At 52.3% G+C, this 11,240-nt stretch carries 9 protein-coding genes; 6 read left to right on the top strand and 3 right to left on the bottom strand.

The genetic code is table 11. The features are described 5' to 3' along the window. The first annotated feature begins 2 nt into the window (after window positions 1-2). Genes NGM62_RS08430 through NGM62_RS08420 form a run of 3 tightly spaced genes read left to right on the top strand, consistent with a single transcriptional unit; the run spans window position 3 to window position 5,399 of the window. Window positions 3-746: an ImuA family protein gene (locus tag NGM62_RS08430; RefSeq protein WP_262247093.1), complete on the top strand. Its 744-nt coding sequence runs from the start codon at window positions 3-5 to the stop codon at window positions 744-746. Then, the gene (locus NGM62_RS08425; RefSeq protein WP_315975858.1) at window positions 743-2,254 is read left to right on the top strand and encodes a Y-family DNA polymerase; all 1,512 of its coding nucleotides are present in this window, start codon (window positions 743-745) and stop codon (window positions 2,252-2,254) included. Before NGM62_RS08430 ends, NGM62_RS08425 begins: the two co-directional genes overlap by 4 nt. Then, window positions 2,238-5,399 (top strand): error-prone DNA polymerase, encoded by a 3,162-nt coding sequence (locus NGM62_RS08420; RefSeq protein ID WP_315975859.1) that lies wholly within the window; start codon window positions 2,238-2,240, stop codon window positions 5,397-5,399. The genes NGM62_RS08425 and NGM62_RS08420 overlap by 17 nt, the downstream gene beginning before the upstream one ends. A 30-nt stretch (window positions 5,400-5,429) precedes the next feature. Here the strand turns inward: NGM62_RS08420 and NGM62_RS08415 are convergent, their stop codons facing one another. Further along, window positions 5,430-6,920 (bottom strand): succinate CoA transferase, encoded by a 1,491-nt coding sequence (locus tag NGM62_RS08415; RefSeq protein WP_262247092.1) that lies wholly within the window; start codon window positions 6,918-6,920, stop codon window positions 5,430-5,432. Between the two features lie 185 nt (window positions 6,921-7,105). Between NGM62_RS08415 and NGM62_RS08410 the strand changes: the two genes are divergently transcribed. Then, window positions 7,106-7,963 carry a 3-keto-disaccharide hydrolase gene (locus NGM62_RS08410; protein WP_262247090.1) on the top strand — a complete coding sequence of 286 codons (858 nt, stop codon included), beginning with the start codon at window positions 7,106-7,108 and terminating at the stop codon, window positions 7,961-7,963. A gap of 89 nt (window positions 7,964-8,052) precedes the next feature. Here the strand turns inward: NGM62_RS08410 and rpsT are convergent, their stop codons facing one another. Then, window positions 8,053-8,307, bottom strand: a complete 255-nt coding sequence (rpsT, locus tag NGM62_RS08405) for a 30S ribosomal protein S20 (protein ID WP_262247088.1) — start codon at window positions 8,305-8,307, stop codon at window positions 8,053-8,055. Between the two features lie 170 nt (window positions 8,308-8,477). Here rpsT and NGM62_RS08400 point away from each other — a divergent pair, with 170 nt between their 5' ends. Both NGM62_RS08400 and sucD read left to right on the top strand, forming a co-directional pair. Continuing rightward, window positions 8,478-9,017 carry an RNA methyltransferase gene (locus NGM62_RS08400; RefSeq protein ID WP_262247086.1) on the top strand — a complete coding sequence of 180 codons (540 nt, stop codon included), beginning with the start codon at window positions 8,478-8,480 and terminating at the stop codon, window positions 9,015-9,017. 80 nt (window positions 9,018-9,097) lie between these two features. Next, window positions 9,098-9,976, top strand: a complete 879-nt coding sequence (gene sucD / locus NGM62_RS08395; RefSeq protein WP_262247079.1) for a succinate--CoA ligase subunit alpha — start codon at window positions 9,098-9,100, stop codon at window positions 9,974-9,976. A gap of 61 nt (window positions 9,977-10,037) precedes the next feature. Here the strand turns inward: sucD and NGM62_RS08390 are convergent, their stop codons facing one another. After that, complete coding sequence (locus tag NGM62_RS08390; RefSeq protein WP_262247078.1) at window positions 10,038-11,231, bottom strand: hypothetical protein; 1,194 nt, start codon at window positions 11,229-11,231, stop codon at window positions 10,038-10,040. Between the last annotated feature and the right edge of the window lie 9 nt (window positions 11,232-11,240).

Below are 11,240 nucleotides of genomic sequence, written 5' to 3'. Positions count from 1 at the left end.
ATATGGTTTCACTATCCAACAGGAAACGAGCTATCATCAACCAATTGCAAACGGATATTTTGCGATGGCAGGGATTTGTGCTGCCCCAAACCCCCACAGAGCAAATCGGCCTCGGGCAGATCGAGAAAGCCTTCCCCAACGGTATTTTTCCTACGGGCTGTATCCATGAGTTTGTCGGCACCACCATAGAACAGGCTTCAGCATCAAGTGGCTTTATCAGTGGTATCTTAAGCCTTCTGATGCGGCAGCAAGGCACCTGTTTATGGATCGGCCTGCCGAGGATGCTCTACCCCCCTGCATTAAAAAACTTTGGCATAACGCCAGATCGGGTGATTTTCATTACCGTAAGGCGCGAACGGGAAATACTTTGGGCCATGGAAGAGGCCCTGAAGTGCACCGGGCTCGCCGCCGTTGTGGCCGAACTGTCCGAATTGGACTTTATCCGGTCCAGACGGCTTCAACTGGCCGCCGAAAAAAGTAAAGTCACTGGCTTTATCCTCCGTGGCAAGCCTGTACAAGTGGGCTCCACCGCCTGCGCCGCCCGGTGGCAAATAAACCACCTACCGAGCCAATTGGAACCGGGTATGCCGGGGGTAGGCTTCCCCCGATGGAACGTCGAGCTTTTGAAAGTACGCAACGGCAATCCCAGTAGCTGGCAGGTAGAATGGTTTTCCGGGCAATTCCACCCTGTCAGCCAATACACCACCAGTACTTTATGGGCCATGAGAAATCAGAAAATCGGATGATGGAAATGCAAAAACGGTATGTATCGATATGGTTCAGGTACTTGATGACCGACAGGCTTACCATCCGCCAACCCGCATTGAAGCCAATCCCGTTTGTGCTCGCAGCACCCCAACATGGCCGCATGCGCATCACCGCTGCCAATCCACTGGCAACGGCACAGGGTGTGCATACCGGTATGGCCACTGCCGATGCCAAAGCCTTTATGCCCGATCTGCTGGTTGTTGAAGATAAACCGGGCATACAGGAAAAACTACTTAACCGGTTAGGAGTAAGATGTATGTGCTACACACCTATTGTCGCCCCCGACCATCCTGATGGACTCATATTCGACAGTAGTGGCTGCGCCCACCTATGGGGTGGGGAAACAGCTTATTTAAATACCATCATCACCAGGTTACAAAACAATGGCTACCACGTGCAGGCCGCCCTGGCCGATACCATCGGGGCGGCATGGGCTGCAGCACATTATGGCCAATCCTCCACCATCATAAAAAGTGGCACCCAACGGGATGCCCTCTCACCACTTCCGCCCGCCGCCCTGCGCATAGACGGCATCACAGTACAACGGCTTCATAAGCTGGGATTACGCACCATCGGCAGCTTTATGGATATGCCGCCATCGGTATTGCGCAGACGGTTCGGCAACCATTTGGCGTGCCGTTTGCGGCAAGCGCTGGGCCACGAAGACGAGGCCTTACAGCCCCTTCACCCCCCTCCCCTTTACGAAGAACGGTTACCCTGCCTCGACCCTATCCGTACGGCTACAGGTATTGAGATAGCGCTGGAGAAATTAGTGGAGCCTCTATGCAGCCGGCTGGCAAGGGCCGGCAAGGGGCTACGAAAAGCCACCTTGGTAGGCTATCGGGTAGACGGGAAGATTATACAGGCAACCATCGGTACCAACCGGCCCACCGCCTACATGAAGCACATCCTTAACCTGTTTTCATTGAAAATACCCCAGCTAGAGCCTGCTTTGGGAATCGAGCTCTTCGTACTGAAAGCCACAGCAGTGGAAGACCTGAACCTCCCACAGGGAACATTATGGGAGGGTACGCCAGAATCGGAAGACCTTGCCATTGCCCAACTGCTCGACAAGCTGGCAGGAAAAGCCGGTATATGCACCGTAAGCCGTTTTCTTCCGGAAGAAAATTACTGGCCCGAGCGTTCGTTCAAACCGGCAAGCACCCCCACCGAAAAACCCACTTCCGAGTGGCTTGATGACAAACCACGGCCCATCCGTATGCTGGCCAAGCCCGAACCCGTTGACGTAATGGCCCCCATCCCAGACTATCCCCCCATGGTATTCCAATACCGTGGCGAGCGGCACCACATAAAAAAAGCGGATGGCCCCGAGCGGATCGAACGGGCATGGTGGCTGGACAGCGGCGAACACCGGGATTATTATTGTGTGGAAGACGACCAAGGGCGGCGCTATTGGTTATTCAGATTGGGGCATTCCGAAGATAGCCAGCCACAGCAATGGTTTATCCATGGTTTTTTTGCATGAAGCAATGGAATACACGGAATTACAGGCTACATCGAATTTCAGTTTCCTCCGTGGTGCTTCCCACCCCGAGGAACTGGTTGAACAGGCAGCCGCATTAGGTTATACAGCCATAGCTATTACCGACCGAAATAGCTTCGCCGGACTGGTACGGGCACACGTGGCCGCCAAGAAACATGGCATACGTTTCATTCCCGCTTGCCGGCTGGACCTTATGGATGGCCCCAGCCTGCTGGCTTACCCCACAGATAAAGACGCCTATGGGCAACTCTCCACCCTGCTCACCAAAGGCAATATCCGTGCAGAAAAAGGGAAATGCCACTTATACAGAAAAGATGTTTATGAACACAGGAAAGGGATGGTATTCATTGTCCTGCCTCCTAATAAACTAACCCCTGCATTCGAACTCGACCCTGGCTATATAAAACATGTAGAGGCTTACCGGAAAGCTTTTGACGGCGCACTTTACTTGGGGGCCACCCGTGATTACCTGGGCGACGACGCCAAGAAGCTATTCCGGCTAAACCAGCTTTCTGAATGGTTGGATATCCCGTTGGTGGCCCTGGGCGACATCCACTATCATGAACCGGGACGCCGCGAGCTGCAGGATGTACTTACCTGTATCCGCGAAAAATGCACGATCCAAACCGCAGGGTACCGCCTGCACCAGCACGCGGAGCGATACCTCAAACCAGTGGCCGAGATGGAACGTCTTTTCCTGCAATACCCACAGGCCATCCGTAACACGGAGGTCATCGCCCGGGCGTGCCAATTCTCACTCGACGAACTGCAATATATTTATCCCGAAGAGCTCACCACAGAAGGGCGTACCCCGCAGCAGGAACTGGAACTCCTGGTATGGCAGGGTGCACAAAGGCGGTTCGGCGACAACATCCCGGAAACCATCCGGGAGACCATCTCCAACGAACTCCAATTCATCGAGCGTAAAAATTACGCATCTTATTTCCTAACCGTATACGATTATGTCCATTTTGCACGCAAGCAGAATATCCTTTGCCAAGGACGTGGCTCCGCGGCCAACTCTGTGGTATGCTACTGCCTTGAAATCACTTCCGTCAACCCCGCCGAAGTCAAATTGCTCTTCGCCCGGTTCATGTCTGAGGCTCGCAATGAACCGCCGGATATCGATGTGGATTTCGAACACGAGCGGCGCGAAGAGGTTATCCAATACATCTACAGCAAATATGGGCGCCACCGGGCAGCTATCGTGGCCACCGTGACCCAAGTGCGCACCAAAGGTGCCGTCCGCGATGTTGCCAAAGCCATGGGCTTGTCATTGGACGCCGTAGACCGCCTTGCGGGAGTGATCGGCAGCCATTGGGACAACCATATCGACATGGAGCGGCTGGCCGAACACGGATTTAACCACAACGATCCCCATTTGCAAAAAGTGATAGCTATCACCCATCAATACATCGGCTTTCCCCGCCAACTGGGGCAACATACAGGCGGGTTCGTCATCACACAGGGTGCACTGCATGAGCTCTGTCCGATACTCAACGCCCGCATGGAAGGGCGCACGTGCCTTGAATGGAACAAAGACGACCTCGAAGCACTGGGCTTCCTGAAGGTCGATGTACTGGGATTGGGTATGCTCACCTGTATCCACAAGGCCTTCGATCTGTTAGCAGCACATTACAACCGTCCCCTCACCCTGGCAACCGTGCCGCAAGAGGAGAACGCAGTCTACGAGATGATCAGCCGCGCCGATACGTTGGGTGTATTCCAGATCGAAAGCCGGGCACAGATGTCCATGCTGCCACGCCTGCGCCCGAAAAACTTTTACGACCTGGTCATCGAGGTAGCCATCGTGCGACCCGGTCCGATACAGGGTGATATGGTGCACCCCTACCTACGGCGCCGCAATAAAACGGAGGCCATCGACTACCCTTCGGAAGAAATAGAAGGCATCTTGAAGCGGACGTTGGGCGTACCGCTATTCCAAGAACAGGCCATGGAAATTGCCATGGTAGCCGCAGGGTTTTCTGCCGACGAAGCCGACGAACTGCGGCGCAGCATGGCCACGTTCAAAGCGAAGGGTGAGGTAAGCCGCTTCCATAAAAAAATGGTGGAGGGCATGGTTAGTCGGGGCTACACAACCGAATTTGCTACCCGCGTGTTCCGGCAGCTGGAAGGCTTCGGGAGTTACGGTTTCCCCGAAAGCCATGCTGCTTCCTTCGCCTTATTGGTTTATATCTCCTCGTGGATAAAATGCTTCTACCCCGATGTATTTGCCGCTGCCCTGCTCAATAGCCAGCCCATGGGATTCTACCAACCTGCACAGATCGTTGCCGATGCCCGGAAACATGGGGTCACCGTGCTCCCGGTAGATGTAAACCACTCCCATTGGGACCATACCCTCGAAGGCAGGCCCGGCACCCGCCACGCACTCCGCTTGGGCTTCCGCCAGATCAAGGGGATGGATGAAGCAGAGGCCCATATACTGGTAGCCAGGCGCCCGGGAACATACGCCGACATTCCGGCACTATGCCGCGCCGGGGTGTCCCACGCCACACTTGAAAGACTGGCCGATGCCGATGCTTTACGATCCCTGGGCCTCGACCGCAGGCAGGCCCTCTGGGAGGTCGCCGCCGTGGCCGACAGACCCATTGCCCTGTTCGACGGGCAACCCTCGGAAAGCACGGTGGAACCCCAAATCGAATTACCACTGATGACACCTGGAGAACATGTGCTGCATGATTATGCAAACACCTCCCTTTCACTCAAAGCACACCCGGTCAGTTTTGTACGGGAAAAACTGGACTTGCTGCACGTAGTACCTACGGGCAGACTGAACACACTGGAAGACGGCATGCCGGTAAAGGTGTGCGGATTGGTAACGGTGCGGCAGCGACCCGGCACGGCCAAGGGCGTGTTGTTCGTCACGATCGAAGATGAAACCGGCTTTGCCAATGTCGTGGTGTGGGGCAATCTTTTTGAAAAATACCGCAAAGCCATATTGCAGGCACGGCTGTTCATGGTACAGGGCAAGCTGCAGATAGAAGGAGAAGTAGTCCATGTGGTGGCTACGCAATGCTTTGACCTCACCGGGCTGCTCAGCACACTGGCACCCGGCAGACCGCAGCAAGCCGGCCGCGTTTTCCACAAGGGGAGAAATTTCAAATAACCAATCAACCCACCTTCATCCCACGACCGCTCACTTCATACTTCCCGTTTCCCGATGGCGGATATGCCAGCTGAATGCTTCTTCGAGGATGTGCGGCGTATGGCCGCCCCGCTGTGCGCAAGCACGGTCGAAATACGATTGCAACGCCTTGCGGTAATCGGGGTGCACACAGTTATTGATGATGACCGGTGCCCGCTCCCGGGGAGCGAGGCCCCTTAGGTCGGCCAACCCCACATCAGTAACCAAGATATCCACGTCATGCTCGGTATGGTCTACATGCGATACCATAGGCAAGACATGCGAGATGGTGTCGTTTTTGGAAGCAGATTTAGTGACAAATATACTCAGGTACGCATTCCGTGCGAAGTCGCCCGAACCACCGATTCCATTCATGATATTGGTACCACCGATATGGGTGGAGTTTACATTCCCGTAGATATCGAATTCGATTGCCGTGTTGATAGCAATCACCCCCAAGCGGCGGATCAAACCGGGTGTATTGCTGATATTCTGCGGACGCAGCACCACCCGGTCCTTATACTTTTGCAAATTATTGAATACACGTTCATAACATGCCGCCGAAACAGTGATCGACGAGGCCGAGGCAAAGCTCATTTTACCGCTATCCAACAGGTCGAAGGTGCTGTCTTGCAACACTTCCGAAAACATCCGCAAATCATAAAAATTACTATCCTGAAAGCCCGATAGTACAGCATTGGCTACCTTTCCGATACCTGCCTGTATGGGAAGCAACCGATCGGTGAGATGCCCTTTCTTCACTTCGGCTTCAAAAAAGTGGAGCAGGTGCTGGGCAATGGCTATTGTTTTTTCATCAGGAGGGGAAATATCCGCCGGGCTATCCTGGATATCGGTAAACACAATCGCTTCAATCTTATTGATATCAAGAGGTATCGAACGCCTCCCGATACGATTCTCAGGAGCAACGATTGGGATAACATTACGGTGCGGATAGTTTTCAGGTTGGAAGATATCATGCAAGCCAAATATGGATTCGGGCACTTTGGTATTGATTTCAAGGATGACTTTCTTGGCCAGCGCAGCGAATGTCACGGAATTACCCACCGATGTGGTGGGCACGATACTACCATCCTGCTCGATGAGTGCAATCTCGATTACCGCAATATCCACCGGCGGCAAGCATTGGTTGTGTAGCAACTCCGCACTTTCACTGAGGTGTTGGTCGATAAATAGCACTTCCCCGCCATTGATTGCCTGGCGCAGCATACGGTCTACCTGAAAAGGCATCCGTTTGGCCAACACCCCAGCACGGGTGAGCTTACCATCAGTACCGTGGCCGAGGGAGGCCCCGGTCATCAACGTGATTTTCATATCTTCATGCTCGGCCCATTTGGCCAATGCATCGAGCACCACTTTACTGTCTCCGGCTTTAGTAAACCCGCTGGCACCCACCACCATGCCGTCTTCAAAGAGCTGCGCGGCCTGCTCGGCAGTGGTTACCTTATCAAATAATGTTTCTGCTTTTATCCTTCCGTAGGGCATTGTTTGTTTCGTATAAGAGGTCACAAAAATCCTGATCAATTTTATCGCGAGACAAACTTAGGCAAAGTTGCCGTAATACGTAAACGATAATCGCAGGAAATAAAAAGGAACGCTATGGGATCTGTGATTTATTAGTATCTTCATCGCGTCTAACAAATTGTTTATTTTACATTTTATTTAAGGTTATGAAAACAACGCTTATGATCGCTGCTACGCTGGCAACCATGGTAGGTGCCTGTACCAACGCGGAGCAGTCGACCAAGACGCCAACACCCGAATGGATACAGCTTTTCAATGGTAAGGACCTCAACGACTGGACCGTGAAAATTGCCAAGCACGAGGTGGGTGATAACTATGCCAACACCTTCCGCGTGGAAGACGGCCTTATGAAAGTCCGCTATGATGGCTATACCGACTTCGATTTCCAATACGGCCATATCCATTATAATACCCCCTATTCGGCTTACCTCCTCCGGGTAGAATACCGCTTCGTCGGCGAACAGGCTCCGGGCGGTGAGGGCTGGGCTTGGCGCAACAGTGGGGCCATGCTCCATGGACAAGACCCACATACCATGCTTAAGGACCAGGACTTCCCCATATCGATCGAAGGGCAGCTCCTTGGCGGCGATGGCACCAACGAACGGACTACCAGCAACCTGTGTACACCAGGCACCAACGTGCTCATGGAAAAAGATGGTGAGCTGTTCACTCCCCATTGCACCAACTCCACATCAAAGACATATCATGGCGACCAATGGGTAACGGCAGAGTTCCTGGTATTGGCCGACTCCGTAGTGCATCACATCATCGAGGGCGATACGGTATTGACGTACTACAAACCCCAGATCGGCGGCGGCAGTGTGTCGAATTACGACCCGGCGGTAAAACAGGACGGGAAAGTACTGGAAAGCGGGTATATCTCCCTACAGAGCGAAAGCCATCCTATCGATTTCCGTAAAGTGGAATTGCTTGATCTCGAACCATATCTGCACGATCAAGCGAAATTAAGGCAAGTGCTGGAAGCGGCGCGGAATGGTGGGTAAGAAGAAATGCATTAATGGCAGATAGCGTAAAATTAAAAGCCGCTCTGGATTGCAGGGCGGCTTTTCACTTATTGTATCTGTAGTATTTATTATGACAGGCTGTTCACAAGTTTAGTCAACTTCGACTTGTTGTTGGAAGCTTTGTTCTTGTGGATGACGTTTTTCTTAGCCAGACGGTCTAACATGGAAACCACACGTGGCAGCAATTCTTTTGCCGCTGCTGCATCAGTGGTGTTGCGCAATTTCTTGATTGCATTACGGGTAGTCTTCGCTTGATAGCGATTCCTCAAACGCTTCGCAGCGCTTGAACGGATTCTTTTAAGTGATGATTTATGATTTGCCATTTATATGAGCTAATTTTTCTATCAATTTTTCAGTCCGCAAAGTTACCACCTTCTTTTTAATATTCAAAACAAATGCAGCAAAATTTGAGACGCCGACTTTCCTTATCTTTGCCTGTGCGAAAATGTTCGCGCATGAATAACTTTATATGACCAACAGAACGACAAATCATATGCACATAAAACTTTCCATGGATGAGTTGAACCGTCCGTCTATCGAAGCGTTCAAAAACCAGACGAAGCTGCCCATTGCACTGATACTTGATAATGTGCGCAGTATGCACAACGTGGGCTCAGCATTCCGCACGTCAGACGCATTTGCTTTGGAACAGATCATTTTATGTGGTATTACGGGCACTCCTCCCCACCGCGAGATTGAAAAAACAGCGCTCGGCGCTACGCGGTCTGTTGCCTGGCGACACGTAACCAGTGCTGCCGATGCAGTAAAAGACCTCCGCGATGAAGGCTACCGGATTATCGCGGTAGAACAGGCCGTAGGTAGCATCCCTCTCCAGCAAATCGACCTCCCCCCTCACGGAAAATACGCACTGGTATTCGGCAATGAAGTGCACGGCGTTTCGAGCGAAGTGATGGCATGCGTAGACAGCTGCGTCGAAATACCCCAGTCGGGCACCAAGCATTCCCTCAATATCGCGGTATCCGTGGGTATTGTACTGTGGGAATTCTACTCCAAGTTACATTTGCGCACATAGCTTCTGCTATACGATTTACGCTCTCCCATCTTGCATATCAACGCAATTTTATCTAAGTTTGCGGTGCAAAAACCAGAACAATGAGTGTATTAGTAAATAAGGGTTCCAAAGTAATCGTACAGGGTTTCACCGGTAACGAAGGTACTTACCATGCATCGCAAATGATTGAGTACGGCACAAATGTAGTTGGAGGTGTAACCCCCGGCAAAGGTGGGCAGACACACCTTGAGCGGCCAGTATTCAACACAATCGAAGAGGCCGTTGAAAAAACCGGTGCGAACGTATCGATTATTTTCGTGCCCCCGGCATTCGCCGCCGATGCAATCATGGAAGCTGCGGCTGCTGGCATCGGTGTTATCGTGTGCATTACCGAAGGTATACCCACCAAGGATATGATCCAGGTAAAGTCATACCTGAGTGATAAAAATTCGAGACTTATTGGTCCGAACTGCCCCGGTATCATCACGGCTGACGAAGCGAAAATCGGCATCATGCCCGGCTTCATCTTCAAAAAAGGATCCGTGGGTGTCGTATCTAAATCGGGTACGCTTACTTATGAAGCTGTATACCAGACCGTTAAAGCCGGCTTAGGCATTACCACAGCAATCGGTATCGGAGGCGACCCGATCATCGGCACCACTACTAAGGAGGCCGTGGAGCTGCTGATGAACGACCCCGAAACCGAGGGTATCATTGTAATTGGTGAAATAGGCGGAGGTATGGAAGCCGAAGCGGCACGTTGGATCAAAGAAAACGGTACCAAACCGGTCGTCGGATTCATCGCGGGCCAAACAGCGCCCCCGGGGCGCCGCATGGGGCACGCAGGTGCAATCGTAGGGGGGGCGGAAGATACCGCCGCCGCTAAGATGAAAATCATGCGCGAGTGCGGTATACGCGTGGTTGAATCCCCCGCGGAAATCGGCAAGGCAATGGCTGAAGAGTTGGGTGTGAGCGCCTGACACGCGCGAGATACCCTACAAGATAAACAGGTGCCGGAGGTGATAAACTCCCGGCACTTTTTTATTGCTCAAAAAAACCAATCCCCACCCCTACCCAATCCATATCCGTGTTATAGCGGGCACCGATCTGTTTCCCTTTACTCAACCGCACTAGGTTATTGACCAGTACCGGGCGCTCAGCCTCCCGTTCCCAACAGTAAATCATCCGTACCTCACAAAATGCCCCACCCGTCGGTGTGTCAACCGCCGGCGCATAGCTTACCTTACGCTGCAAAATCCACTGCATAGGGTTGCGGATAGCGGCAATATCAGCTTCCATCACATCCACAATCACGCCTTGGCCCGCAAAGGAATACAACGGTTTCAACACATAGTTTTCCAAGTCGTGGGGGAGTACACCTACCTCACCTAGAAAGTGGGTTTCGGGCACATAAGGCGAATCAAGGCTTGGCAGGGTATGCTTACTGATGCGGTAAAACCAGTTGGGATGCGGAACCCATTCCACATCCGACGTTGCCGTGATATCGGCATAACGGGATAACTGTCCTTTCTGAGCTTCAAAATCGTCTGCAATAACGCGGTTATAAATACGCTTTATTGGTATTTTGCGCCCATCCCGGAAATAATGAAACGTATCGCCCTCCCTGAAAAGCTCCGAAATACATACCGGCCGTATCCCCGTGGCTTCCTCGGTAAGGTAAAAATCCATCCTGGTTTTCTGCTCATGGGGTTTCACTTCCAACAAAACGACATTTCCAGGTGGGTGCCCCCCTAGCAGCAGCCGTTTCAACAGCTGAACATAGCGTTCTTCGGTATATCCGTTGAAATAGTTATCGAAGCCGGAGGGAATATCATAACACTGCCTATAGGCACGCGCCAAAGCCGCCTGGAAGAAGAGTATGGTAGGGAATCCCTGAAGTTCGATCAATTGCGGCATAAGGCGCCCGGCATCGTCGAGACAGATGGCAAAATCGAGACACAGCACGTCACTGTGACCTTCGCTACCCGGTACACGGAAGCGCGGTGGAATAGCGCCTTCACTGCGGTGAGAGAAACCGGGTCGCACCAATGTATCTACAATCCCTTCACATGCACGAACCAATTTTTCGGCAAGCTCACCAGGCACAAACACCGGGGTTTCCGCTATGCGGAAGCCGAGTGCCCCTGGATAAGGCCCATCCAATAGCGCAAGCAGCCGCTGGTACCTCTTTTTAGAAAACCCGGCATTAAACGCATTACGGAAAAAAGGAATCATGGCGGGAGG

The organism is Parapedobacter soli (assembly GCF_025460835.1).
GTDB lineage: Bacteria > Bacteroidota > Bacteroidia > Sphingobacteriales > Sphingobacteriaceae > Parapedobacter > Parapedobacter soli.
This window is presented reverse-complemented; position numbering and strand designations above follow the sequence as displayed.

Excerpts from the sequence above, each read along its gene's own strand:
- NGM62_RS08430 (WP_262247093.1), top strand. The coding sequence starts at position 3 with ATGGTTTCACTATCCAACAGGAAACGAGCTATCATCAACCAATTGCAA.
- NGM62_RS08425 (WP_315975858.1), top strand. The coding sequence starts at position 743 with ATGATGGAAATGCAAAAACGGTATGTATCGATATGGTTCAGGTACTTG.
- NGM62_RS08420 (WP_315975859.1), top strand. The coding sequence starts at position 2,238 with ATGGTTTTTTTGCATGAAGCAATGGAATACACGGAATTACAGGCTACA.
- NGM62_RS08415 (WP_262247092.1), bottom strand. The coding sequence starts at position 6,920 with ATGCCCTACGGAAGGATAAAAGCAGAAACATTATTTGATAAGGTAACC.
- NGM62_RS08410 (WP_262247090.1), top strand. The coding sequence starts at position 7,106 with ATGAAAACAACGCTTATGATCGCTGCTACGCTGGCAACCATGGTAGGT.
- rpsT (WP_262247088.1), bottom strand. The coding sequence starts at position 8,307 with ATGGCAAATCATAAATCATCACTTAAAAGAATCCGTTCAAGCGCTGCG.
- NGM62_RS08400 (WP_262247086.1), top strand. The coding sequence starts at position 8,478 with ATGCACATAAAACTTTCCATGGATGAGTTGAACCGTCCGTCTATCGAA.
- sucD (WP_262247079.1), top strand. The coding sequence starts at position 9,098 with ATGAGTGTATTAGTAAATAAGGGTTCCAAAGTAATCGTACAGGGTTTC.
- NGM62_RS08390 (WP_262247078.1), bottom strand. The coding sequence starts at position 11,231 with ATGATTCCTTTTTTCCGTAATGCGTTTAATGCCGGGTTTTCTAAAAAG.